At 64.6% G+C, this 25,747-nt stretch carries 21 protein-coding genes and 1 tRNA gene; 11 read left to right on the top strand and 11 right to left on the bottom strand.

What is annotated here, in order from left to right:
* Positions 1–97 precede the first annotated feature (97 nt).
* Complete coding sequence (locus FGW20_RS05390) at positions 98–718, bottom strand: 6-hydroxymethylpterin diphosphokinase MptE-like protein (RefSeq protein WP_301677066.1); 621 nt, start codon at positions 716–718, stop codon at positions 98–100.
* Positions 715–2,175 (bottom strand): DHH family phosphoesterase, encoded by a 1,461-nt coding sequence (locus FGW20_RS05385; RefSeq protein WP_301677065.1) that lies wholly within the window; start codon positions 2,173–2,175, stop codon positions 715–717. The genes FGW20_RS05390 and FGW20_RS05385 overlap by 4 nt, the downstream gene beginning before the upstream one ends.
* Positions 2,176–2,288: 113 nt before the next feature.
* On the opposite strand from FGW20_RS05385, the gene FGW20_RS05380 reads away from it, so the two are divergent.
* Positions 2,289–2,361: transfer RNA gene (locus tag FGW20_RS05380), tRNA-Lys, on the top strand.
* A gap of 436 nt (positions 2,362–2,797) precedes the next feature.
* Here the strand turns inward: FGW20_RS05380 and FGW20_RS05375 are convergent.
* On the bottom strand, positions 2,798–3,685 hold the full coding sequence (locus FGW20_RS05375; protein WP_301677064.1) for an ABC transporter ATP-binding protein: 888 nt from the start codon (positions 3,683–3,685) through the stop codon (positions 2,798–2,800).
* An 80-nt stretch (positions 3,686–3,765) separates the two neighbouring features.
* Between FGW20_RS05375 and FGW20_RS05370 the strand changes: the two genes are divergently transcribed.
* From FGW20_RS05370 to FGW20_RS05345, 6 genes are all read left to right on the top strand, one after another.
* Entirely contained in the window at positions 3,766–5,571 is a 1,806-nt protein-coding gene (locus tag FGW20_RS05370; RefSeq protein ID WP_301677063.1) for a PrsW family intramembrane metalloprotease, read from the top strand.
* Entirely contained in the window at positions 5,568–6,644 is a 1,077-nt protein-coding gene (locus tag FGW20_RS05365; RefSeq protein WP_301677062.1) for an ABC transporter permease, read from the top strand. The genes FGW20_RS05370 and FGW20_RS05365 overlap by 4 nt, the downstream gene beginning before the upstream one ends.
* Before the next feature lie 66 nt (positions 6,645–6,710).
* Positions 6,711–7,388: a hypothetical protein gene (locus FGW20_RS05360; RefSeq protein ID WP_301677061.1), complete on the top strand. Its 678-nt coding sequence runs from the start codon at positions 6,711–6,713 to the stop codon at positions 7,386–7,388.
* Positions 7,389–7,434: 46 nt separating this feature from the next.
* Positions 7,435–8,742 carry a methyl-coenzyme M reductase glutamine C-methyltransferase gene (locus FGW20_RS05355; protein WP_301677060.1) on the top strand — a complete coding sequence of 436 codons (1,308 nt, stop codon included), beginning with the start codon at positions 7,435–7,437 and terminating at the stop codon, positions 8,740–8,742.
* 146 nt (positions 8,743–8,888) lie between these two features.
* On the top strand, positions 8,889–10,469 hold the full coding sequence (locus FGW20_RS05350; RefSeq protein ID WP_301677059.1) for a DUF2795 domain-containing protein: 1,581 nt from the start codon (positions 8,889–8,891) through the stop codon (positions 10,467–10,469).
* 202 nt (positions 10,470–10,671) lie between these two features.
* Positions 10,672–11,850 (top strand): DUF2795 domain-containing protein, encoded by a 1,179-nt coding sequence (locus FGW20_RS05345; RefSeq protein WP_301677058.1) that lies wholly within the window; start codon positions 10,672–10,674, stop codon positions 11,848–11,850.
* Between the two features lie 31 nt (positions 11,851–11,881).
* On the opposite strand, the gene FGW20_RS05340 is transcribed toward FGW20_RS05345, so the two are convergent.
* Entirely contained in the window at positions 11,882–13,084 is a 1,203-nt protein-coding gene (locus FGW20_RS05340; RefSeq protein ID WP_301677057.1) for a radical SAM protein, read from the bottom strand.
* Between the two features lie 129 nt (positions 13,085–13,213).
* On the opposite strand from FGW20_RS05340, the gene FGW20_RS05335 reads away from it, so the two are divergent.
* Both FGW20_RS05335 and FGW20_RS05330 read left to right on the top strand, forming a co-directional pair.
* Positions 13,214–14,425: an NAD(P)/FAD-dependent oxidoreductase gene (locus tag FGW20_RS05335; protein WP_301677056.1), complete on the top strand. Its 1,212-nt coding sequence runs from the start codon at positions 13,214–13,216 to the stop codon at positions 14,423–14,425.
* Positions 14,426–14,468: 43 nt separating this feature from the next.
* Positions 14,469–15,956 carry an alpha-amylase family glycosyl hydrolase gene (locus tag FGW20_RS05330; RefSeq protein ID WP_301677055.1) on the top strand — a complete coding sequence of 496 codons (1,488 nt, stop codon included), beginning with the start codon at positions 14,469–14,471 and terminating at the stop codon, positions 15,954–15,956.
* 5 nt (positions 15,957–15,961) lie between these two features.
* On the opposite strand, the gene FGW20_RS05325 is transcribed toward FGW20_RS05330, so the two are convergent.
* The 6 genes from FGW20_RS05325 to dinB all read right to left on the bottom strand — a co-directional run bounded on the left by FGW20_RS05325 (position 15,962) and on the right by dinB (position 20,916).
* The gene (locus FGW20_RS05325; protein WP_301677054.1) at positions 15,962–16,822 is read right to left on the bottom strand and encodes a MerR family transcriptional regulator; all 861 of its coding nucleotides are present in this window, start codon (positions 16,820–16,822) and stop codon (positions 15,962–15,964) included.
* Positions 16,823–16,979: 157 nt separating this feature from the next.
* Positions 16,980–17,819, bottom strand: a complete 840-nt coding sequence (locus tag FGW20_RS05320; protein ID WP_301677106.1) for a tetratricopeptide repeat protein — start codon at positions 17,817–17,819, stop codon at positions 16,980–16,982.
* 108 nt (positions 17,820–17,927) lie between these two features.
* Positions 17,928–18,143 carry an HNH endonuclease gene (locus tag FGW20_RS05315; RefSeq protein WP_301677053.1) on the bottom strand — a complete coding sequence of 72 codons (216 nt, stop codon included), beginning with the start codon at positions 18,141–18,143 and terminating at the stop codon, positions 17,928–17,930.
* 277 nt (positions 18,144–18,420) lie between these two features.
* On the bottom strand, positions 18,421–18,849 hold the full coding sequence (locus FGW20_RS05310) for a hypothetical protein (RefSeq protein WP_301677052.1): 429 nt from the start codon (positions 18,847–18,849) through the stop codon (positions 18,421–18,423).
* 101 nt (positions 18,850–18,950) lie between these two features.
* The gene (locus FGW20_RS05305; RefSeq protein ID WP_301677051.1) at positions 18,951–19,781 is read right to left on the bottom strand and encodes an SDH family Clp fold serine proteinase; all 831 of its coding nucleotides are present in this window, start codon (positions 19,779–19,781) and stop codon (positions 18,951–18,953) included.
* Positions 19,782–19,833: 52 nt separating this feature from the next.
* Entirely contained in the window at positions 19,834–20,916 is a 1,083-nt protein-coding gene (dinB, locus tag FGW20_RS05300; RefSeq protein ID WP_301677050.1) for a DNA polymerase IV, read from the bottom strand.
* 520 nt (positions 20,917–21,436) lie between these two features.
* Here dinB and FGW20_RS05295 point away from each other — a divergent pair.
* A complete protein-coding gene (locus tag FGW20_RS05295; protein ID WP_301677049.1) occupies positions 21,437–22,402 on the top strand; it encodes a hypothetical protein in 966 nt (321 codons plus the stop codon).
* A 9-nt stretch (positions 22,403–22,411) separates the two neighbouring features.
* A complete protein-coding gene (locus FGW20_RS05290; RefSeq protein ID WP_301677048.1) occupies positions 22,412–23,737 on the top strand; it encodes a dihydrolipoyl dehydrogenase family protein in 1,326 nt (441 codons plus the stop codon).
* A 322-nt stretch (positions 23,738–24,059) separates the two neighbouring features.
* Here FGW20_RS05290 and FGW20_RS05285 read toward each other — a convergent pair whose 3' ends face one another.
* Complete coding sequence (locus tag FGW20_RS05285; RefSeq protein ID WP_301677047.1) at positions 24,060–25,682, bottom strand: putative manganese-dependent inorganic diphosphatase; 1,623 nt, start codon at positions 25,680–25,682, stop codon at positions 24,060–24,062.
* Between the last annotated feature and the right edge of the window lie 65 nt (positions 25,683–25,747).

The following is a 25,747-nucleotide window of genomic DNA, read 5'->3' as shown; positions in this document are numbered from 1 at the left end:
GACCATGCAATTGATGCCCCCTGGTACCTTCCCTTCGCGTCCTTCGCGGCTTCGCGCGAGGCCACGATGCACATGCGATGCCGGGTACGATGGTCCACTAGAGGTCATACCCGATCAGGCGCAGGAGTTCCCCCGCCCAGTAGAGTTTTCCCCGCTTGAGGGGATCGACGTTTTTGTCGGCAAGATCGAACCCGATGATCCGGATACTCGCCGCCCCGAGTTCGTCGGCGGCAAAGACCGCCCGGTCGCCGTCGGTGAACCCGCCGAAGTTGTGGATGTGCGCGAGCGGTGCCGCCTGGGTGGTCGCGACCAGCGGGCCGGGGATACGCGGAACCCAGTGACGGAGGAGCGGAAGATTGTCACCATGGGCGTGCACGACCATCACCGTCCCCTGCTCCGAGAGGTCTATGAAGATATCCGTCGCCCCGTCGAGGTCGGTGAAGACCGCGTCCGGCCGGATCCCGTGATCCGCGAGCACCTCCGCTGCCGCATCGGCAGCAAGCACCGTCCCCTCGATCCGGTCGAGCTCCTCCGGGAGAGAGGGTGCATTCCCGCAGACCGTCACCGGCCTCTCCCGGATGAGCGCTTCGAGCAACCCGAGATCGTCACGCCGGGTAAGATCTGCGAGCACCCGGGCGGCCGCCTCGTCCGCCTCGCGCTCGAATCCGAAATACTCTAAAATTGCAGTGTAGTGAGGCTCCCAGTCCGAGAACCTCATTGTCCGTCCTCGTCGTCCAGGCCGACGATGCTCGAGAACCTCTTCAGGATCGGATCGATGATGAGCTCGAGCAGGCCTTCCTTCTCCTTCGCCATGGAGAAGTAGTTGAGCGGTATCATGGCCGCCGCCATCGTGGCGTGCCCGCCGGCCTCACCGATAGGCCCGAACGCCTCGGCCATCACGTTGCCGAGATGGAGCCGGATATCCTTGTTCCGCGCCGAGATGACAATGTTCCGGTCGCTGATGCCGTAGACCAGCGCCGTGTTCACGCCCTCGAGGTGGATCAGCATATCGGCAGCCTGCGGGAGAGCGTCGCGGTTCCTGATGTAGCCGACGTTCGAGAAGAGATAGCCGCTCTTGAGCCGGCGGTTCCGGATGGCGTTCCCGATGATCTCCACCGTCTCAAGCGACATGGAGGGGGAGGTGATCTTATCGAGAAGGTCCGAGTCGGTCAGGGGGAGGAGGAACGCCGCGTAGTTGAGGTCCTGGGGGGTGACGTTGCGCTTGAAGTCGCGGGTGTCGGCCCGGATACCATACAGGAGCGCGGTGGCCACTGATTTGTTCACCGGGATATCGAGTTCCATCAGGTACTGGGTCATGATGCTCGCCGTGGCGCCGACCCCCGGCCTGATATCGATGAAGTCAGCGACCGTGGACGGGTGCTCGCCGTTCTTGTGGTGGTCGACGATGATGTTGACCCGGGTCGACCTGGGGAGCTCGTTGTTCACGCCGGGCCCGGACGAGTCGACCAGGGCGATGTAGTCGCACTCCTCGAGGATCTGGGGGGTGAGCCGCTCCAGCTTGATATCGAGGAGATTGATGAACGCCCGGTTCTCCTGGTGCCCGATGTCCCCTTCGTAGACGATGCGGCAGTTGAGCTTGTTGCGGCTCGCGTGCCGTGCAATCATCGAGAGCGCCATGGCGCTCGATATCGAGTCGGGGTCAGGGTTCAAGTGGGTGACGATGCAGAGCGTCCCCTCCCAGGAGGCGAGCATGTCGTAGAGCCGCAGGGCGAGCCTCGATGATTGGAGCTTCCTGATGTGGTGGATGGCGGTTCTCGCAACCACCTCCTGTGGGTAGAGGACGATATCGGCGCCTTCCTGGTGGAGGAGGTCGACGCTGACCGGGTCGGTGGCGCGTGCGATGACGTATGTCGCCGGGTACCGGTTCTTGACGGTTTTGAGCGCGGTCAGGTTGGCCTCCCGGTCGTTCGCGAGGATGAACGCGACCTCCGGCACGGGCAGCCCTTCCATGAAACCCGGGTCAAGGAGGTCGCGAACGAGCGCTTCGTACTTCTGATCGCGAAGGTCTTCCACCCGCTTCTCGTTCTTATCGACGATGATGAGATCTTCGCTCTCCTGCTCGAGCTCCTCGGCGACGTTATAGCCGGTGCTCCCGCAGCCAAGAATGATGTATTTGATACGTTCCTTTGAAACGTTCTGGACCGCCTCAGGCATGCGTACAATGGTGTAACTTCTCATGGTATTAAGGGATTCCATTTCGGCGATTTTTGGGGAGGTTCCATAAAGTTTATACCTTTTCCCATGCAACACTGTTAGGTCAGACGTATGGGCCTGTAGCTTAGTTGGCAGAGCGACGGACTCTTAATCCGTAGGCCAAGGGTTCAAATCCCTTCAGGCCCGTCGAACACCCGATTTTTCCCATCCTTGCACCCGAGATGATCTTCGGTTACATTCGGTTCGCGCGTTCATACTCCGCAGAGCGGTTTCTCCATTACGGACGGGACGCCCGGTCGTCCGACCAACCCCCGCCGCCCTCCGCCCGAGCCGGGTTTTCTCACGGGAGCCCGGTTGCTGCAACGGGAACAAGGTTGTGAAGGCACATATATGCCGCTGCTATATATATTCTGCCCCGGCGGAAAACCCGCAAGAGCGTTGCACAGGAAGGAGAGGCCCCGAGATACCTCTTTCACACCCCCTCACGCAGGTAAGACGGCAGGGTCAAAAAAGAGCGGATTCTCGACACTTCACGCCGGTAGAGTGGGGGCCGCGGTTCCCAGGTGCAGGGGGCTGGAATACTCCACTCATCGGCACGGCGCCGTCCCGCGCCGGCCCGGGCTTACTGCCCGATCTTCAAGAGCATCTCTTCGAGCGTCGGGTAATGGGACTCGATCCGCTCGATCGTCGCACCGTCGGCCGCAAGCACCGCGGTCGTCCGGTTCAGTTCTTCGACGGAACGCGCCTCGGCAAGGTACCGGCCGTCGGAGGCCGCATAATCGATCGCTGTCGCGAACGTCGCCGGATCGGGCACCCGGAAGAAGACCTGGTAGGTGAGCGAGCCGAAGGTCTCCCGGAGTTCGGGCATGGTGCCTTTCGCCACCACCTTCCCCCGGCGCAGGATCAGGACGTGGTCGCAGGCTTCCTCCACCTGGAAGAGGTTGTGGGCGGAGAAGATCACCGTCTTGCCCCGTTCGCGGAGATCCTTGACGTAGTCGAGCACCGACCGCGAGGTCATGGGGTCGAGACCGGAGGTGGGCTCGTCGTAGATGAGCAGCCCCGGATCGTGCATCAGCGACCGCGCGATCGCGACCTTCCGCTTCATCCCCTTCGAGAGTTCCCCGATCTTCTTGTTGTCCGCATCGAGCGCGAGCGAATCGAGGAGTTCGTCACGCCGGTCCCGGATAGCCGCTTTCGTTAGACCGTAGATCTCACCGAAGAACGCGAGGTACGCGTCCGTGGTCATCGTCTCGTAGAGACGCGACTCTTCGGGGAGGTACCCCAGGTTCTGTTTCAGGTCGAGCGGCCTTCTGACAACGTCAACCCCGTCGATGACGAGGCTTCCTGCCGTCGGCGAGATAAGGCCGGCCATGATCTTCAAGAGCGTCGTCTTCCCTGCGCCGTTATGCCCGATAACCCCAAGTATCCGTGCATCGTCGAGGTCGAAAGAGACGCCGTCGAGAGCCGGGAAGTCGCCGTAATGCTTGATAATAGAGCGGGCCGTGATCATCCGGTATCCCTTATGTCTCCGATGCCTACTAATAGGTTGCTGCACAGAAGTATGGTTCTCTAACGCCGCCAGGGATTACTATGAGTCTTGCCTCCTCCATTCGGACGATCGCCGCCTGGGAGATGAACCGGTCGATGACCACGATGGGGAGAAGCGTCCTCCCGCTCGCGGCGGGGCTTCTCGTCCTCCTGATGTTGGTAACAGCGTTTGCCGCCCAGAGCGGCGTCCATATGCAGGACGGCATGTACCGCATCGGCATCGACGACCCCGAGATCGCCAGGATCGTCGCTCCCGACAGCCGTTTTACTCCCTACCTCGACAATGGGGCGGCCCTCTGGGAGAACCGGTTCGCGTACGACGTCGTCGTCCTGAACGGCGAGGTCTATGCCGCCGATACGGACAAAGGGCGAGCGGCGCTAAAAACGCTCGAACGTGACTACGATGGCTACGTCTCCTACGTGGCCGCAGGAGAACCCGACCTCTTCGCCGCCTACCCGCTCTGGATAGACCTGCAATACGTAAAGAGTGAGATCGACTTCCTGGCGACCCAGAGCGGGCAGCAGGTCGGTGCCCCGGCGGATACCGGAAGACCTCCTGCTCCCCCCGGCCCGGTCGAAACGGTGACACCGCCGGCGTCGGCAATGCCCATCTCCGAGGACGTCCTTCGGGAGCACCTCGCCGACACGGGGAGCGGACACCCCATCGAGCGCTACACCGGCGTCATCTCGGGCGATTCCGCCATGGAGCAGTTCAGGACGCCCTCGGAGCTCTCTCCACCGCTTCCTTTCGATGCAATCATCCTGGTATTCGTCTTCATCTTCCCGCTCTACTTCACCTCGCAGTTCTTCATGATGAGCGTGATGAACGAGCGGGTGGGAAGGGCCGGGGAAGCCCTCCTCTCCACTCCCGTCCGGCCGGCCGCGATCGTCGTCGGCAAAGCGCTCCCCTACTTCACGATCATGCTCCTCATCGCCGTCGCGATCACCCTCTTTGCCGGAGCGCCGATGACAATCCTCCTCCCGCTCCTCCCGGTCATCCTCTTTTTCCTCGCAAACGCCCTGATCATCGGGATGGCCTCCCGGAGTTTCAAGGAACTCTCGTTCGTCTCGATCTTCTTCTCGACCCTCGCCACGTCGTACCTCTTCTTCCCGACGGTCTTTGCGAACACCCACGTCATCAGCATCATCTCGCCCCTCACCCTGGTCGTCCTCGATATCCAGGGTGACGGGTTCACCGCCATGGAGTATGTCTACTCGACCGTGCTCTTCTTTGCAACGAGCATCATCCTCTTCTACGTCGGCATCGCGAATTTCCGCGAGGAACGCCTCTTCTCGCAGAAGCCGCTTGCATCGAGGCTCGCGGACTTCGTCTCGGGCGGGATAAGTCGCGACCACCCGCACCTCTCGCTCTTCCTGATCGCCGGTTTCACGATACCGTTCGTCTTCATGGCCCAGATGCTGACGCTTGTCCTCTTCTTCAACATCCCGATGCCGCTCTCTCTCGTTCTCCTGACCGTCTCCGCGGCGTTCATCGAGGAGTTCGCGAAGTCGATCGGGCTTTACGCGGTGGCACGGGAGCGGCCCGGGTTCCTGACGCCGAAGAACCTGCTCCTCGGGGCGGTCGCGATCGGGTTCGGGTTCCTGGCCGGTGAAAAACTCCTCCTCTTCGCCACGCTCGCCCAGATCACCGAGTCGATCTTCGGGAGCGTCCTCTTCCTCTCCCTCCAGGTGCTCTGGATGCCGCTCCTCCTCCACATCGCGGGAGTGCTCGTCACCGGCGGTTTCCTCCTGCTCTGGGGGCGGCAGGGTTACGGGCCGGGGCTCATCGCGGCGTGCATGGTGCACAGTCTCTACAACCTCTACTTCCTGATGGGGGCGCTCCTGTGAAAAGACGAAACATCGGCCTTATCGCGAAGAAAGAACTCCTGGGTCTCTCGTCGGAGAAGACGATCGTCTTTGCGATCCTCCTGCAGGTCTTCATCGCGATGTTCTCGTCGTTTCTGATGGTGGGGCTCACCGCCATGTACGACCCGGAGGCGATCGAGGGCTACTCGACGGTCACCTACGGCGTCGGCTACGCAGGGGCGGACTCACCGCTCATCGACGAGTTCGAGAAGAGAGACGACCTCATCCTCCACCGGATGGATCTCAGCCAGGCGCTTGCGGCGCTCCGCGAACGAGCGGTCTCGGCGGTGGTTTACGTCCCGGACACCCCGCCCGACGCCGAGGGGCCGGTCATGGTCACGCTCTATCTCATCCAGAACGACCTGCAGTCGAGCGTCATCAACGTCAAGGTAAAAGAGGTGCTCCAGGGCTACGAGAAGGAACTGCGGGAGGTCCGGGCCGACCGGATGACCGCCTTCCCGGTCTCGCTGAACTTCCCCGAGTCCGGCGGCGGCGAGAACTTCTTCGAGTTCGTCTACGGCCTCCTCATTCCGCTGCTCGTCCTTCTCCCGGCGATCGTCTCGGCCGCCCTGATCATCGACCTCATCACCGAAGAATACCAGCGCCAGACGCTCGAGACGCTCATGTCGACGCCGGTCACGTTCGCGGAGATGGTCTGGGGGAAGGTTGCCGCCTGCGAGGTTCTGGTCCCGGTTCAGGCCGGAGCCTGGCTCCTCCTCCTCGGGTTCAACGGCATCGCGGTCGATAACGCCGCCGCGATCCTCCTCCACGCCTCGGCGGGCGGGCTCTTCCTCATCCTGCTCGGAGCTCTCGTGGCGCTCCACTACCGCGAACGGACGAGCGCCCAGTTCATCTTCTCGACCGCGCTCGTCGTGGTCTTCCTCCTCGTCATGGCCGTCCCCTACAACCCCTTGAACCTCATGGTCAGGCTCGCGGTGGACACCGCCGGTCCCGTCCACTGGCTGATCCTTCTTCTGGTCGCGGGCGTAACGGCGCTCCTCGGGTGGGCGGTAACGGCCTACGCCCGCCGGGTCGGGGAAGGGGTTCCAGCGTAGCCGTCATCTCGCCGCATTCCATCGTGGGCAAACTATATATCGGCGGATAGGTCATTCAGCCCATCGATGATCCCCCTCCGTCACCTCAATACCACCTGCGCAGTCTGCGGCGAGGCCTGCCGGTTCACCATTCCCGAGGCCACGGGCAGCGTCGGGTCGCGCGACCTCGACACCCGCCCCGCCGAGCCGCTGCGGTCCACCATCTACGCATGGGTGAAACGGTGCCCGTCCTGCGGCTACTGTGCACCCGACCCGGGCAAGGCCCCAAAAGGGGCGGCCGACGTGGCGAAACTCCCGCGCTACCGCTGGCAACTCGACGCCCGGAAGTTTCCGAATATCGCAAACACCTTCCTCTGCTGGTCAATCATCCAGGAGGATCTCGGTGCCCCGGCCCAGGCAGCGTGGGCGTCCCTCCATGCCGCCTGGGTCTGCGACGACGAGGGGGAGGATGTGCCCGCCCGGATCTGCCGGAAGCGTGCTGCCGACCTGCTGCGGCGGGCGTGGGAGAAGGGCGAGCGCCTGGCCGCCCTTGAGGGGGCAGACGAAGCCGTTCTCGCCGATCTGCTCCGCAGGGCGGGGAGGTTCCGGGAGGCCCGCACCGTTGTCGCGGAGGCGCTGGAGAAGCACCCGCAACCCATCATCGCCGACATCATGCGACTCCAGGCACGGTTGATCGCTGCATCGGACAGGGCCGCCCATACCGTCGCCGAGGCCCGGCGGTTCAGGCAGCCCGCGCCGCTCTGACCGGCAGATCACTACCTTTTGTATACTGTTCCGGCGATACTGTATCATGGAGATCACGATCCTCTCCCCCGGCATCTACACCTACGGCGCCATGCTGATCGGCGGTGTCCTCCGCGACGCAGGACACAGGGTAACCCTCACCCGGACGCCCGCCGTGCCGGCCGACTCGGTCCTGCTGATGAGCCTCTTCTCGACCCAGCACCTCCTCGACCCCGCGATCCGGGACCTGGTCCGGACTCACCGCGAGCAGGGGGGTAAGGTTTACATCGGGGGGCCGGTCTCGGCCGCTCCGGAGATGGTGCTCGGGGAGCTCGCCCCCGACGCGGTGGTCGTCGGCGAGGGTGAGGAGACGGTGGTGCGGCTCGTCGAAGAAGGGGTGTCGCCCGATCTTTTGGGGATCGCGTTCCTCGACGCCGACCGGCCGGTCGTGACGCCGCCCGCTCCACCGGCGTCGATGGATCGTCCGCTCCCCCTGATCCCGGACGACATCGGGAGCCAGAGCGTCAGGGGAGCGAGCGCCTACATCGAGACCCATCGGGGGTGCATCGGGGGGTGCACCTTCTGCCAGGTCCCCCGGTTCTTCGGGAGGGCGGTCCGGAGCCGCCCGCTCGGAAGCATCATCGAGGAGGTGAAGGCCTTTGCGGCGCACGGAGCGACAAGGCTCTCGGTCTCCGGGGGGACGGGATCGCTCTACGGCTCCACCGGCGGGGAGATGAACCCGGAAGCTTTCATCGCCCTCCTTCGTTCGATGGCGGAGGTGATGGGACAAAAGAACGTCTCCTCCCCGGACATCCGCGTCGACTGCATCACCGACGAGATCCTGGACGCCGTCCGGCAGTACACCATCGGGTGGGTCTTCTTCGGGATCGAGTCGGGGAGCGAGCGGGTGCTCAGGCTGATGGGCAAGGGCGCGACCGTCCGGCAGGTCAAGGAGGCGGTGGAGCGGTGCCGGGAGCATGGCCTCCGGGTTGCGGGGAGTTTCATCGTCGGCTACCCCGGGGAGACGGAGCGGGACTACGAGGCGACGAAGGATCTCATCGCTGCGCTCTCCCTCGACGACGTCTTCGTGAGCAGCGCCGAGCCTATCCCGGCGACACCGCTCGCCGACCTCGTGGTCAGGACGCCCCGTGACAAAAACCCGGCATTCTTACCGCACACCGGGGAGTACCGGGCGCTCGGTCTCACCGAGAGCGAAGCGCGGTGCTTTGACCTGATGATGCACGCCGACCTCTTCCGCCCGCAGCTGCGGCTCGTGACCGACGAGGTCTACAACACCTACCTCGCCGAGGCAAGGAAGCAGGGGCAGGATATCAGGGCGGCGACCGAGCTCATCCTCCGTTACGCCCGGCCGTAAGGTTTGGGCTGGCATCCGCCCCCATTCTTCCTTCTCCTGGCTGAAACAGCTCGATCTCTCTGAGCCGGAAACCCTTAAGTATCCTCGATCCTCTACTCCCCCGCCTTGAAGGGATACCCCTTCGAGAATAGTTGGAGGGAGATACGATGGCTGAACAACAGACGGGATCGGTACTGGAGACCAGGCCGCGGCGGGAGGAGACGGTGAACCTGATGCGTGCGTACGACATCCGCGACATCAAGGTGCGAAACACAGAAGGAGAAAACCTCGGTGATATCAGTGATGTCGCGATAGACCGCGACAGCGGCTGCATCGCGTACGCCGTGCTCTCTTACGGTGGGATTCTCGGGTTCGGCGAGAAGCATTTCGCCATCCCCTGGGAGGCGGTTCAGACCCGCCCCGGTGAAAGGAGCGCTATCGTGGACGCGGACAAGCGGACACTGGATAGCTCTCCGGGGTTCTCCCGGGACAGGATGCCGAACGAGGCGAACTGGAATCTGGTTCGGACACCGCCCCCGGCACGTGCGGCTGCGGCAACGGCAGCGGCACCCCCGGTCCCGGTAACAGAGAGGGAGGTGCCGCCGTCCCGGGCGGCAGAGACTGCGGCACCGCCGGAGACTACGCCCTCTGGCGGAGAGCGGATCGTTCCGACGCCGCCGCCCGTCCAGACGGTCGCAGCCGGATGGGGAGGTCAACCGGCAACGCAGCGTGTCGAGGAACGGCCGGTGATGACGGAGGGCCCGCCGCCCTCGGGGGCCGGCGTCAGGGAGGTCAGGAGGGAACGGATAGTCGAGACGCCACCCCGTGAGACCGTCGTCGAGGAGGTCCGGAGAGAACCGGCAGCCACGATGGAGGCTCGGCCGGCAACGGGACCCGAACGGTCACTGATGACCCCGGGGCCTTCCGCCGGGCGTCTCTCGGCCGCCGGCCTGCAGACCTATCTGGCGGGCATGAACTACCCGGCGAGCAAACAGGATCTCATAACCCGGGCCCGGCAGAGCGACGCGCCGCAGGGTGTGGTCTCGGTACTTGAGAACTTCAACGACCGGGCGTACCGGTCGCCCGCCGACGTGCGTGAAGAGTTTGGCAGCGAGGCCCGCACCCGGCAGCCGACCGGGATCGAGGTGCCTGCAAGGGAGGTCCGCGAGACTACTGTGGAGGAGATCCGCGAGGAGGCACCCGCAGCACGGAGGACGGTACCGCCCCGCACCCATCTCTCTGCAGCCGATCTGCAGGTCTACCTCAAGGGCATGGACTACCCGGCAGGGAGGCAGGAGGTCGCCGCTCAGGCCCGGAAGAACAATGCCCCGCAGGATGTGATTGCAGCGATCGAGGGCTTCTCCGACCGGACATACCAGTCGGCCGCCGACGTGAGCACGGAGTTCGGGAGGGAGGTCCGCGGGGAACAGCCGGTCGGGATGGAGACGCGGCCGGAGCCCGAGATCAGTGCAGAGGAGGTCCGGAGAGAGGAGGTGGTTCGACCTGAAACCCCTGTCGAGGAGGCACCCGCGGCCCGGAGGACGGTACCACCCCGTACCCATCTCTCCGCCGCCGACCTGCAGTTCTACCTCAAGGGTATGGATTACCCGGCAGGTAAACAGGAGATCGTCGCCCAGGCCCGGAAGAACGACGCTCCCCTGGACGTGATCACGGCGATCGAGAGCTTCTCCGACCGGACATACCAGTCGGCGGCAGATGTGAGCACGGAGTTTGGAAAGGTCAGGTGACGGAGCGGATCCGCCGCTACGGGCAGCAGCCGGGAAACACCTCACCCAACCTCCCCGGCACACCCTTTCTGCGGCGGAGAACTCTTCGCCGGTACCCCGGTACCGGAACCGGGGAACTGTTAAATAGTCGAAACACGCATCGCGCGCTCTGCGCGAAGGTGAAGATCGCCTTCGAATACACGCCAGGGATATGGTGGTTGCAATGGCTGAAACGATTCTGGAGCAGCAGGTGCGAAGGACGGAGGGGCAGGAGTTCTTCTCATCCGAAGATGTTGTGGGGAAACGGGTGAAGAACCCGGAAGGGTATGACCTCGGCGAGATATCGAGCCTGCGGGTCGGCCTGCCCACGGGAAGAGTGGCATACGCGGTGCTCAGGACGGGTGGCATGTTCGGCCTTGGAGCGAAGCACTTCGCAATCCCCATCGAGGCCATGGTCTACCGGCCGGGGGACGATGTCTTCTTGGTGAACATCAGCAAGTACCGGCTCGAGAACGAACCCGGGTTCTCGGAGGGGGATTGGCCGAGAGAAGCGAACTGGGGTCTGATCGAGTCGAGACGCCCCATGGGCCCGCCGAGCCAGGAGGAGGCCCGGGCCGTGACCCAGACAGAGCCGCCGCCCCGCGAGGTCGTCACGACGGAGCGGGTGGAGGTGCGGGAGCGGGCGCCCCGGGAAGGGATGGCGATACGGGCCGAGGAGGTGGAAGAAACCCGGGAGCGGACGGCGGTGCCCGTAACGCCGGCTCCGCCCCGCGAGACTGCTGTCGAGGAGGTTGAGACCCGGCCGGTGACGGAGGCGCATGCGCCCACGCTTGAGTCCATGATGAAGGCCGAGGACGTGGAAGTGGGCAGGGTCACGACGACGGTGCCCGTTACCGCAACCACGCCACGTGAGCCCGAACGGCCCACGACGATGGAACCCGCTCCCGGGCGTCTCTCGGCAGCAGGCCTGCAGGTCTATCTTGCGGGCATGAACTACCCGGCAGGGAGACAGGATCTCATTACCCACGCCCGGAAGAACGATGCCCCGGAGAGCGTACTCACGACGCTCGAAGGGTTCCCCGACCGGACGTACCGTTCGGCTGCCGACGTGAGCGCGGAGTTCGGCGGGGAGGCCCGCACCCGACAGCCGACTGGAATCGAGACGCCGTCCGGGGAGGTTCGCGAGACCGGGGCGCGGCAGCCGTCTCTGACTCACCTTTCGGCCGCCGACCTGCAGGTCTACCTCAAGGGCATGGACTACCCGGCGGGCAGGCAGGACCTCATAACCCACGCCCGGAAGAACGATGCGCCGGAGACCGTGATCGCGGCGCTCGAGCGATTCGAGGAGAAAGATTACCGGTCGGCCGCAGACGTGAGCACGGAGTTCGGGAAGGTCAGGTAACCCCACTTTTTTTCAAAAACCGGATCGGCAGTTACGAGAAGAGTTTCGTCTGAATGGTGTCCCGTTCACTGAATACGAGATGGCACCCGGCGGCCTTCCCCCGGATACCGGCACGCGTAAGGTCGGCCGGGCCGGTGAACGGGCGCACCCTCCGCAGGCTGAGGATCCGGTCCGCGGCCTTCGGCCCGATCCCGGGGACGCGGAGGAGGTCGCGGCGCGGGGCGAGGTTGACGTTCACCGGCGCGTTCCCGGCCGCAAGAACCGCTTTCGGGTCGCGGTTTGCGAAGAACCCCTCCTCGTCGAGGGCAGCCCGGAGTTCGTCGGCCGTGATCCCATAATCCCGGAGCAGGTAGTCGGCCTGGTACCACCGCCGCGCCCGCCACGCCGGCGTATCGGGGTGCGATGCGAGGGGAGTCCGGGGGAGGGAGCGGAACGCCGAGAAGTAGACCCGGGAAGGCCGGACCCGCCGGTACTGGTCGGTGAGGCAGGAGAGGATCTCCGCGTCGGTCTCGTCCGCAGCCCCGACGACGAACTGCGTGGTGTGACCGCCGGGCTTCTCCTCCGCTACCCACGACTGGCGCTTCAGGATATCCTGCCGGTAGTCCTTCACCCCGGCGATACCCCCGAGGCGGTCGGGCGAGGTCGTCTCCAGGTTGATGCTGATCCGATCGGCCACGCGTGCGGCGTCGTGGATGTCCGCCCGGGTTGCGCCGGGAAGGATCTTCAGGTGAAGGTAGCCGTCGTAGCCCCGGCGCCGCAGGGTCTCCCCCGTCTCCACGAGGTCGTGCATCACACAGTCGACGTCCCGGGGGATGCCGGAACTGAGGAAGAGTCCTTCCACGAGTTCGTCCCGCCAGAGGCGGAGGTAGGTATCGGCGAACTCCCGGGGGGAGTAACTTACCGGCTCACGCTGGAGGCGGACGGGGCAGTAGGCGCAGTCGTAGGAGCAGGTGCCGTTGAGAAGCATCTTGAACATCCGCCCGCACCCGCCCGTCCGACGGTTGTAGGATATATAGGGGCCGACCACGGTTCGCGCATTCGGGTTTTCGAGACCGTCAGGGGCTTCTTGGGATGCACGAAGGGTATCGAGCGGAACGGGCAGAATTTCCGGCGCTGGAGAGACCTCTCTGGTCTCGACCGCGACCGGGAGGAGTTGCAGGCACTCGCCCGGGCTGCAGATGTCGAAACGTCCGGCCGTGGTGAGGTAGGTGAGTTTCTGCTCCGCGACGGACATACCGGAAGCATCGGCCCGTAAGTAAAAGAGCCTGCTCCGCGGAGGGTGAAAGTGTCCGGGACCGGTCTCCTCTTCCGGGGGAAAGAGATATGACCTCTGCCGGACTCTACCATCGCGAGGAGAGAGGAGATGAAGGGTCGGCCCGAATACGATGCGGTCGTCGTCGGCGGCGGACCCGCCGGGAGCACCGCCGCCTGCCTGCTCGCGGAGGCCGGACACAGCGTGGCGCTCCTTGAGAGAGAGGCATATCCGCGGAACAAGATCTGCGGGGGCTGCCTCAGCCAGAAGACCGTCCGGTTTCTCGACCGGGTCTTTTCCCTCCCGGTTCCGGCCCTCCGGCAGGAAGGGCTGATCGACTTCACCGGGACGGGGTACGCGCTCTACATCGGGAGCAGGCGCATCTTCGCCGAAGACCTTGATGAACCGGTCTACTTCACCGGCAGGGAACGCTACGACGCTTTTCTTGCAAAGATGGCGGCACGGGCAGGGGCGGAAGTCCACACGGGCGCGGAAGCAGCAGGGATCGACCACGCCCGCCGGACCGTCACGACGTCGGACGGCGACCGGTATTCCGCCCGGGTGATCGTCGGGGCGGACGGGGTTCACAGCCGGGTCAGACGGACCCTCCCGGAGGGCGTCGTCGACAGGGAGCGCTGGCAGAGCAACCTCGGGTGGACGCTGGAACTCGCGATCCCACGCGGGGAGGCGGAGGCGCTCGTAGACGAGGACGGGCCGATCCGCCTGGATGACGACCTCGCGACGCCCCACCTGGTTCTTGCCGCCTGCCGGTGGGGCTACGGCTGGGTCTTTCCGAACAGGGAGGCGATCATCGTGGGGATCGGGGGACTGCTATCGGCAAACGGGAACAATCTCCGCGATACGTTCAGGGCGTTCCTCAAGACCGTCGGGTTCTCCGCGTTCGCCGACCGGAAACCAGCGGGATACTCCCTGCCGCTCGGGAACTACGTCTCTTCGCCGGCCTATGAGGGGACGGTTCTCGTCGGTGATGCGGCCGGGTTTACGGCCCCGCTCCTCGGGGAGGGGATCTTTTACGCCCACCGGACGGCGGAACTCGCCGCCCACGCCATCGATCGCCACCTGGCCGCCGGAGCACCGCTCGCCGGAACCTACGCCGCCCTCCTCCATCGGCGCCTCATCCCTGAACTGCGGGCGGAGACAGCGCTCCGAAACTTCGTCTACCGCTCTCTCGACGTTCGGATGCATGCACCGCTCGCGGCCTTCATGAGGGCGACGAAACCGCTGGTCATCGACGCGGTGCAGGGCACCCGGTCGTTTCGGGGGTTTTTGCGTGATGACGACCTCCATTCCGCTATCTGGTAGAGCAGGGATACCTCTATCCGCCCCGAGATCCGGGAGAGATGGCATGAACACCCACACCCCCCGCTACCCCGCCCTCTACGAGGTCAACGCCCGCATTCTGCTCCGGCAGCTCGCGAGGATAGCCGGGCGCCGCCTCACGCTCGACGACGTCCCCGATACCTGGATCGCGAAGATTGCCGAATGCGGCTTCTCGTGGGTCTACCTCATGGGGGTCTGGGAGACCGGGGAGGCCGCACTCCGGGTCTCCCGCTCGAACGAGCAGTGGCTCACCGGGTATCGGGGCCTGCTCCCCGATCTCAGCGAAGAGGACATCTGCGGATCCCCTTTTGCCGTCACCGGCTACTCGCTCCACCCCGACCTCGGGGAACCGGAGGAACTTACCCGATTCCGCGAGCGCCTTCACGGAGAGGGGTTCCGCCTCATGCTCGACTTCGTCCCGAACCACACCGCCCCCGACCACCCCTGGGTGCGCGAGCACCCGGACTACTACGTCCACGGCACAGCGGAGGAACTCGCCCGCAACCCGCAGGAGTTCACCAGAGTGAACCAACCCGGCGGATCGGCCGTCTCCGCTCACGGCCGGGACCCCTACTCCGGCGGCTGGCCCGACACCCTGCAGCTCGATTACGGCAACCCGGCCCTACAGGACGCGATGATCGCCGAACTGCGGAGGATTGGAGGGCAATGCGACGGCCTCAGGTGCGATATGGCGATGCTCGTCCTCCCGGAAGTCTTCCGCCGAACCTGGGGGCGGGAGATGGAGCCCTTCTGGCCCCGCGCAATCGACAGCGTCCACAGAGAGCACCCGGGGCTGACCTTCATGGCGGAGGTCTACTGGGATCTCGAGTGGACGCTGCAAGAGCAGGGGTTTGACTACACCTACGACAAACGCCTCTACGACCGGCTCCGGGACGGAGCGGCACGGCCGGTGCGGGAGCATTTTTGGGCGGATCTCGAATACCAGAATAAGTCCGTCCGGTTCATCGAGAACCACGATGAAGATAGGGCGGCGTCGGTCTTTCTGCCGGAACAGCACCGGGCCGCCGCCGTCCTCGGCTTTCTCTCACCGGGTCTGCGGTTCTTTCACCGCGGGCAGTTCTCCGGCCGGCACAAGAAGACCCCCGTCCACCTCTGCCGGGATCCGGAAGACCCGGCCGACCCGGCCGTAGAAGAGTTCTACCGGCGGCTCGTTGCCTGCCTGCGCCTGCCGGCGTTCCGGGACGGTGAGTGGCGGCTCCTCGACTGCAACCCGGCCTGGGAGGGCAACCCCTCTCACGATGGGTATATCGCCTTCGCCTGGGAGCGCGGGGGAGAGCGCTTCATCGTCACCGTCAACTACGCTCCCGACCGGGGCCAGTGTTACGTCCCGTTCCCCTGGGCGGACCTCGCGGGGAAGACGGTCCGGCTCCGGGATCTCATCGGGGAGGCAGTATACGGTCGGGACGGTGCGGGGCTCCTCTCTCCCGGGCTTTTCCTCGACATCCCCGGGTGGGGCCGCCACGTCTTCGAGGTCCGCCCGGAGGAGGGATGACCCCGTCAGGGGGACGGGGGAAGATTCTCCACCGGGAACTGGACCTCGGTCAGGAGTTCCTTCTCCGGCACCTCGGCGGGGTCGTTGAGGTAGAGTTCCCGCGAAGGGCCGGCCGGCACAAGGCCGTGCTCGTTTATGTAGGCGAAAAGCCGCTCGTACGCCTTTCCTACGGCGGGATAGGGGCCCGTGTGGAGCACCGAGGCGAATCGCCCGCCCGGGAGGGTCACGACCCCGGCAATCGCTTCCTCGAGGCTGACCGGGCCGGTGATCGGGATTGCCACCTCGATATCCGCGTCCGCCTCCCGGTACTCCTCGTCGTGGCAGATGAACATGATCGGCCCGGCAACCCTTGCAGCGGGCTGCCGTCCGTCTTCAGGGCAGACGTGCGTGAAGAGTTCCCGGATCATTCTCGGGATCACTTCCTGGTAAACACCCCGCTCCCTGAGGCTGAGCGCTCGCAGGGCGGGGATATCCTTGATAACAGGTTCGGTGATGGACATACTGAAGCCTCCGTTGAACGGGTCCTGCTGTTGTCTGCGCAGGGCCTCTGCAATCGCATACAGCCGCCCGATATCCCGTTCGTTCTCAGCGAGACGCCGTGCAAAGTGTTCCTGGATCGTCCCGGCATCGCCGCGTTCCCGTGCTTCGAGGATGGCTTCGACCTCGGTGAGGCCGAACCCGAGCCAGAGCAGGTGCCGGATGCGAATACCCCGCTCAATCTGGTCGTAAGTATAGTAGCGGTATCCCGTGCAGATGTCTCTTGCCGCAGGGATGAGGAGTCCTCGTTCGTCGTAGAGACGGAGCGCTTTCTGCGAGAGATGGGTGATCCGCGAGAACGTGCCTATGGGGATCTGATCGACCGGCATGGACTACATCCATCTGTTGGTGCCGCCGGGTAATAGACGGTCGGACTCTCCCCCGGGGGAGAGTTCCCGACGTCCGGCGCAGTGATTCGCGGTTGGACGGCCGGAGGCGTCAACCTTCCGAAACGATCCGGGAGGGGGAGGGTAAGGGTAAGGGCCGTCACCACTTCTGGATAAGAGAGAGGAGCATCTTTCTGACCTGTGCGGTCAGCTCGCAGGAGGGGTTTATCTCAAGCGCCTTATCGGCGCATGCAAGCGCGTGCCGGTACATGCCGAGGTGGTAGAGGACGCTGCACTTCATGCTCCACCCAGCGGAGTACTTCGGATCGATCGCGAGCACCTTATCAAAGCACTCGAGCGCTTTGCGGTACTCGCCGAGCGCATACAGGGCGCCGCCTTTCAGGCTCCAGACCCGGACGCTTCCAGGATCGTCGGCGATGGCGCGGTCGTAACACCCGATCGCCTCCTCGTGCCGGTGCTGGAGGAAGTGGGCGTAGCCGAGATCCGCCCAGGCTGCCACGAAGTGAGGGTCGATCGCGAGAACGCGCTCGTAGCAGGTGATTGCATCGTCCAGACGGCGCATCGCGACGAAGACGCCGCTCCGGTTGTACCAGGCGACCGCTGAGTCCGGGTTGAGCTCCACGGCCCGATCGTAGCAGGCGAGCGCTTCTTCGAGGCGGTTGCGGCGCCGGTGCAGCATCCCCCGTGAGACCCAGGCGGGAGCAAAATCCGGATCGATCGAGAGAGCTTTATCCCAGCAGGCGAGGGCATCCTGGTCTCGCCCCAGGAGATCGAGAAAGACTCCTTTGTTGTTCCACATCTTCACGTTTGCCGGATCATCTTTGAGCACCTGGTCGAAACAACCGATCGCCTCGCCGAACCGCCCTTGCTGGGCAAGGGAGACGGCTTTCCTGCTCACTGTGGTATCAGTGCAGGCATCTTCCCGGGCTTCGGGATCGCTCCTGCCGAAGAGTCTCTCGGTAATACTCACGCTGGACATTCCCCCCACGGTCACGCAACTGGTAGCGCGCATATCATATAACCGTTACCCCTGTAGCCGGACCGGCAGGTAGACCTGCCGCCTTTCAGGGGAGTCCTGCCGGACGCGTCACCTCAAACGACGCCGTGCTGCCGGAAGCACCCGCGCCACCCTCCTTGCCCCGCCCTCGCGGCGGAGCTCGGTATGCACCCGGGCATGGCAGATGCCGCAGAGCGTGATGAGGTTTGTGAGGCCGTCGTTCGTGGGGTCGCGGTCGAGATGGTGGATGTGGAGGTCCTGCTCTCCGCCGCAGACAGAGCATTGCTGGCCGTCGCGCTCAAGCACAGCGTTGCGAATCTCCTTCCACCCCGGGAGGCCGTACTTGTCCCGCGCCCGGATGGGGGTCTCGAAGCGTTCGCAATAAATGAGGCCCCTGCCCCTCACGGCAAAAGGGCACCGACAGCAGAGCCGGCGAAAACCGTTCCGGTCGGGATTGTCTCCGCAAAGGGGGGGCCGCGAACGATCGAATGCATCCAGGCAGAGTTGAATTTCGATACTCACGATCCAGAGAGGATGGGTCGCGGGATGGGATAAGGGGTGGGATGTCCATCCATCTCGCGGATCACGGCGGTGTCGGGGCGGGCGCTGCAGGGGCCATGGACGTCCGGCTCTGGTGCAGGACGTCTCCTGCAGTGTTTCGGATCTCGATCTCAAGCGCTACGCCGTCCGGGGGTTCTTCGCGCGGGACGACGATCTCGATGGGGCTGGTGCGGGAGATATCCTCGTATCGCACGTTCTCCCGGGTTTCGATCGTCGTACCCCACGAGACGTCCCGCTCGATCGTATAGGTTGTGCTGTAAGTTCCCGGTTCATCGGAGTCCGGGACGAACCGGAACTCCACACGATCGTCGTAACTGGAGGTCTCGCTCCGGAACTCCGTGGCCGTCTGCCCTGCGGAAGGCCCCTCTTCACCGATGCATCCGGCGGAGAGGAGCGCCGCCGCGACACACAGGCACACGAAAATCAGGCGCATTGTCGTTGTAGTCGTCATTACTGCTTCCCTGTCCGGCACGGCTACGAGCGTGCGCCGCGGACAGTGAAGTATTGGCGCCGGGACAGAAAAATTGGTTTTATGGGAGTTGCGGCAAACCGTCACCCCTTCTTCTCTTCCCGGTAGGGGATCGGGACGTAGGCGACCGACGGGCGGCGGGGCATCGCCTGAGGGAAGAGATCCATCAGCCGGTAGATCCCGGCAGGCATGCCTGACGTGACGGGGAGCCCGAGTTCCCGGGCCTGCTCGAAGGTGATCGGGTAGTCGTGCGTCCACGTCCCCTCAGCGAGCAGGCGTGCGAGACAGTCGGCCCGCCCGGCGTCCATCCGCTCCTGGAGGAGATCGGTCACGAACTCCCGCATCTGGGTCTGGGCTTTCGCTGCGATATCGACCAGGACGAACGTCTCATCGTCGATCTCCTCCGGGGGTTTGAGGCGCGGAACCCGCAGAAGCGATGCCGCGGGGTACTCCCCGATCCGGGGGTCGACCGGGCCGAGCACGGCGTTCTCGTCCATCGCCACCTCGTCGGCCGCGAGACACAGGAGTGTTCCGCCCGACATGGCGTAATGGGGAACAAAGACCGTCACCTTGCCCTTATGGCGCCGGAGCGCCATCGCGATCTGCTCCGACGAGAGAACCAGACCGCCGGGGGTGTGGACGACGAAGTCGATCGGCATCTCCGGGGTGGTGAGCCGGATCGCCCGGAGAATCTCTTCGGAATCGTTGATGTCTATGTAGCGAAAAAGCGGGATGCCCAGAAACCCGATCCGCTCCTGCCGGTGGATGAGGGCGATGACCCGGGTATGCCGCTCGGCTTCGAGGTCCCGGATCGCCCGCAGGCGGCGGGCACGGGTCACCTGCTGCTGGACGACCGGCACTGCGAAGAGGAGGAGGACGACGGCGACGAGGAGCACCGTCCAGAGGTCGGGCATGCCAGAGCGTAATGCGCACCCCTAATAAAGAACATTCGCTTCGGGAGACGGTTCAGGAGAGGAACTCGTCGATCGACGTCTGCCGGGTCTGCCCACCCTCGAGCGCCGAGAGCCGGACCCCGAGGAGCCGGATCGGCTCGCCGTTAAGGAACGGCTCGAGCAGCCCGGACGCGGCCTGCCGGATCACCACGGGGTCGGCGGTGAACCGCGGGAGCGTCCGCGACCGGGTGTGCGTCTGAAAGCCGCGGTACCGGACCTTGACCGTGACGGTCCGGCACCGGAGGTTCTCGACACGGAGCGTCTCTGCGACATCGTCCGCAAGTTCGGCGAGCGTTCCCGCGAGGATCGACGGGTCGGCCGTATCCGCATCAAACGTTGTCTCCCGGGAGATGGACTTGCACCCTTCCCTGCCCTGAACCTCGCCGTCGTCGATGCCCCGGGCGAGGCGGTGCACCCGAACGCCGGGTCTTCCCAGCAAGGCAATGACCTCCTGGACGTCGCGGCATGCAAGATCGCCGACGGTCAGGATGCCCGCCTGCCGGAGTTCCTCGCCGCTCTTCTTCCCGATCCCGGGGATCCTCCCCACCGGCAGAGGGGCGAGGAATCCGGCGACCTCGTCCGGGCGGACAATCGTCAGCCCGTCGGGCTTCTGGTAGTCGGAGGCGATCTTCGCCACGGCCTTGCCCGGAGCGACTCCCACCGAGCAGGTGAGCCCCGTCTCTTCCCGGACCTCCCGCTTGATCGCGGCGGCAAGCGCTCCCGCCGCAGAGAAACTCCCGGCATCGCTGACGTCGAGGTAGGCCTCGTCGATGCTCACCTGCTCGATGCTCCCGGTGTGCCGGGAGAGGATCAGCATGATCTCGTTTGAGGCTCTGGCGTAGAAGGCGCGATCCACCGGGAGGTAGATGCCGTGCGGGCAGAGGTCGAACGCCCGGGAAATCGGCATGCCGGAGTGCACCCCGTAGCGGCGGGCCTCGTAGGAGCAGGTGCTCACGACCCCGCGGCCCGCCCCTCCCTTCGGGTCGGCACCCACGATCACCGGCTTTCCGGCAAGGGCCGGGTCGCGGCGGACCTCGACAGAGGCGAAGAAACTGTCCATATCCACGTGCAGGACTATCCGGCTGCCGGTTGTCAATGAACTCCTCCCCGTTCTCCTGGGAGAGTGTTGGAGGTTCGGCGATATAGGAGGTTTGGTGGGGACGAGACGGGATTGGGATGAGACCGGCTGTGAACGGGACCAGGATCATGCGGAGCAACTCTCCCGGGTCGTCCACCTCCATTTCCTCGCGCCGCCAATATTATCGCCGGCAGCATACTCTTCGGCCCTGGACAGGTGCTCCGTGCAGAGGAGGTTGCACCTCAACGGGCACGTTGGCGCCGCACCTGGTGATTGGGTTGAGGCACTTTCCCTTCAAAACGTGCGGGAGCGGGGCATGGGGCTCGCGCTCCTATGGTGACGGTGTCGCTTTCACACTTTATCTGCTTAATCACGCCTGTTTAGGGCCTATTATCGTTTTTTTCGCCCGGGGTTGCCCCCTGCGCTGATAATGCGCAGTTCCATTTGCCCGCCCGGCAGACTCCCGGGTTCTGCACTCCGCCTATCCGGCCGATGGAGGGGAAAACTTGTTCTATCTCCCTGTGGTATTGTTAGATGAATGGAGAGTGGGACTCGGGAGAAAGCCCGGAACGTGTTGAAGCGGATCCTTGCCGCGGCATCCTACGACGTTGAGGAGGTCGGCGACCCGCTGGATCTCTCTGCGGTCGGGAGCGATGACGCCCTGGTGGTGCTCTGCTCGGACGATCCGGAGACGATTGAGAACTTCGATTCGATGATCTATCGCCTGCGCACCGGCGAAGACGACTGGATCTGCAGGAAACTGCTTTTCACCCTCGATTCGGCGGTGCAGACGGAGGATTGCATTCGGTGGGGGCCTGATGAGTTCGTCCGCTACGCGGGCAGGGCGGCGCTTGCGGATGTGCTCGGGCAGAGCCTGATCCTGGATCTTCCTCTGCCGGCCCGGACTGCCCGCCGGGGGCAGATCGAGGCTTCTCCCGTCCCGGTGGAGGAAGAGCCGCAGGATGGGCCGGAGTTGCCCCACCTCCCGGTGCAGGTGGCCGAGAAACGCGCCTGCGGCATTGCCGGGGTGCACGGGAAGGCAAAGTGCCGGTTCATCCCATACTGGAACTACCGCTACGTGAGCACCGGCGAGCGCGAAGTGAAAGACCGGCTGGTCTCCTTCGACGCCGAGGGTGCCGGGGCGATCAACGCCATCAACGGCCTGAAGATGGAGATCAATCCAGACGACATCGAGCGGGGCCCGGTTCCGTTCGGTTCCGAGATCGTCTCCACCCGGCTCGTGCGGGAGGACGTGGAGGAACAGCTCGTGCGGGATGTCGTCGACCGGCTCACCCAGCGGATCCGATTCCGCTACGAGAAGGGCGACGCCATCTTCTACGAAGAAAAGACTCTCAAACCCGACCGGAGCAACATCACCGTCGATCTCGAAACCGTTTACGTGCCTGTCTGGCAGGTGCGGGGCGGGAGCAAGATCGTTGAGGTCAACGGGTTCACCGGCGAGGTTCTCTCGATGCCGATGGACGAAGGCGTCGAACTGCTGTAGGTATAAACCATGATCGTTGTCATCGGCGGCGGGCCCGCGGGAAGGCTCGGGGCGATGCACCTCGCACAGACGGGGAAGGAGGTCAGGCTCGTCGAGCAGCGTAGCATCGGGGGGCAGTGCCTCCACGAGCGGTGCATGACGATCTGCGCCTTAAACGAAATTGCACGGCTCATTGAGTGCGCCAGAACCCAGAGGGACCTCGGCATCCTCGATTCGGTGCCGGCCGTCTCATACCCGGCGATCCGAAAGCGGATCTGCGAGGTTCAGGAGAAACTCTCTTCGGTTCTCGATGCGGAAACACGCCGGGCCGGGGTCGAGGTGGTCTACGGCGTAGAAGGCCGGCTGGAGGGGAACCGTGTCTTCATCGGCGACGAGGAGGTCCGGGCCGACGCGGTCATCGCAGCCACCGGGTCGCGGTCGGCAATCCCTGATATCCCCGGAACCGATCTTGCCGGCGTCTATACCTACCAGACACTCCCCGCCATGCCCGATCTCCCGCGCCGCATGGTCGTCATCGGCGGCGGGGTGGTGGCGTCGGAGTTCGCCCATGTATTCCACGCCTTCGGGGTCGAAGTCGAGATGATCGCCCGGCACGGGCTGCTCCGCGATCTCGACGAGAAGATGCGTTCCGCTGCGCTCCGCGACCTTGCCGGGATCGGCATCCGTGAAGAGACCGCCGTTTCCAGTATCGAAGGCGGTGGACGGGTCAGCTCGGTTCTTCTCGCCGACGGCGAGGAGATCGTGGCCGATGCCGTGCTGCTTGCAACCGGGCTCGTCCCCAACTCGGAGATGCTCCAGGGACTCGAGAAGCGCCCGGACGGCGCGGTCGTTGTCGACACGAGGATGCGCACGAGTGTTCCGGGGGTCTACGCCGCAGGCGACGTCATCGGCCCGCCCTACCTCACCCCCGCGGCCCGAAGGGAGGGCGTGGTGGCGGCCGAGAACATCCTCGGCCGCGAGACCGTCATGAACTACGAGGGCATCCCGCAGGCGATGAGCCTCCGCTACGATTACGCCTTCGCCGCGACCGGTGCCGGTGCCGAGGGCATCACTCTCTCGGCCCCCGCCCCCGCGGGCCCCGGATCGTTCTGGGATGTCGCGGGGGGCTGGGCGGGGCTTGCCCAGGTCCGGGTCGATCCCGCGACCGGCCGGCTGATCGGGGCGTCTGCCGCCGTCCCCGGGGCGTCGATCCTCCTCTCCTACGTCGGCTACCTGATGAAGCGAGGCATCACCGTCGACGACTTCGACGATATCGTCGAGGTCCATCCCTCGACCGACGGCGTTTACGGGCTCGCGCGCTACGCTGCGGGGATGCTCAAAAAGAAGAACGAGTGATCTGATAGCAGAGGGTAACGCTAGAACCTCACGCGAAGAGCGCGAAGCCGCGAAGGGGAATCCCTCTCGGATAACCGAACTTCGCGTTCTTCGCGGCTTCGCGTGAGTTAACGGTTTATAAGCGATGATACGGCCTCACGCGAAGGACGCGAAGCCGCGAAGGAGCATTACAGTACCCCTCTACCGAACTTCGCGTTCTTCGCACCTGTGGTGCTCAAGCTCCGGGCGTTCCGCCCATCGCTCTTCGCGGCTTCGCGTGAGACCCTGTCAACATCTACGCGCCCTGGCCTCACGCGAAGCCGCGAAGGGAAGTGGCTTGATGCTAGAGCTGCCGGAACATCTGCCCGAACTTCGGGATGAAATCTTTTTTGCGGGACATGATGCCCTCGAGCCGGACGGGCTGGTCCCGGAGATCCAGTTTGGTGATGCAGGCCTCGTCCCCGGCGGCGAAGAGGTCGCTTGCGTTACTAAAGACGTTCGTAAAGAGGGCGAAGAAACAGTCGACTCCCATCGTCGTCCTCAGGTGATCCAGTTCTGCGCGGATCTCAGCGGCGTGGGTCTCTGCGAACTCAAACGATGACGTCATCACCTGCGAGACCATGATGCTCCGCCCGAAGAGGTTGTATCGCTTCATGTCGCGGGTGAGGAGTTCGTCCTTGGGGAGGGCGTCGAGGTCCATGCCTTTCCGGATCAGTTCCGGGCCATACTCGGCCGGGTCGACCCCGGCGATCGCCGCGAGGTAGTCGGCCGCCCGGATGTCCGCGGAGGTGGTCGTCGAGAGTTTCATCACCATCGTATCCGAGAGGACCCCCGAGAGAAGGAGCCCGGCGGTCGACGGCGTGGGTTCCACGCACGCCTCGATGAACTTGTTCGCCACGATCGTCGAGGTCGACCCCACAGGGTCGTTGAGGAACCTCACCGGCTTTAAGGTGGAGATCGCGCCGAGGCGGTGGTGGTCGATGATCTCGAGGATGTCCGCCTGCTCGATCCCGTCCACGGCCTGGGAGTACTCGTTGTGGTCGAGCAGGATCACCGACTTCTGAACCTCCTGCATCAGCGTCGTCCGGGATACGAGCCCGATGTGCTGCCGGTCTTCCCCGACGACGCAGGCCGTCCTGAACTTGGAGTTCGAGACGATCCCTTTTGCATACTCGAGCGAGTCCTCCAGCCGTACCGTGGGGATATCGGTCTCCATGATCATGCTCGCGGGGAGAGAGAGGCTGATCATCTTGCCGACGCTGAACGCGTCAAGCGTCGTCGCGAGCACTGAGGCACCCCTCGACCGTGCGGCATCGATCACCCGCTCGCCCGCCGGCGCCCCTTCGGCGATGATGAGCGCGGCGACTCCTGCCGATATCAGCGCGAGCTGGGCGGGTTCGTTGTCCCCGACGATCGCGATGTCGTTGGGCGTCATCCTTGAGAGGGTGACGTGCAGGGCGTCGATGACGGTGTAGACCCGGCCTTCCCCGAGCGTCTCGCGCGCCGGGACGACGATCCGGGCATCCAGGATGCGGGCGAGGGTCTCGAGCGGCATCGGGATGAGGGAGAGTTGCTCCCGTGGATTCTTCCGGACGTAGGCCCGGGCGAGGCCGTACTCGCTGACGAGGCCGACCAGGGTCTCGTCGCCGTCCGTGATCGGCATGTTCCGCATGTCGTAGGTGTCCATCAGGCCGGCGACGTCGACCGTCGGGACATCCTGGCGGACGCTCCGGGTGTCGAGCGGTATATCCGATACGGTGGGTTCGACGCTCGCTACGTAGACCGGTGCCTCGACGCCGAACGTCTCGAGCGCAAACTTCGCTTCCGGGCTTACCTCCCCGCACCGGGCAGGAATATATTTTCCCGGTTCGGCGCGGTTGCGGAGCTCGGCGTAGCCGATGACGCTGCAGATACTGTCGGTGTCTGGCTGTTTGTGGCCGATGATGATGATCTTGTTCTGTCCCATGTTTTCCTCGGAACCCCGGCGGGGCAACGGTTGTCTCCAGAGGTATCACCCTCTGCCGTCAAAGG

The organism is Methanoculleus methanifontis (genome assembly GCF_030464365.1).
Taxonomy (GTDB): Archaea; Halobacteriota; Methanomicrobia; order Methanomicrobiales; family Methanoculleaceae; genus Methanoculleus; species Methanoculleus methanifontis.
This window is presented reverse-complemented; position numbering and strand designations above follow the sequence as displayed.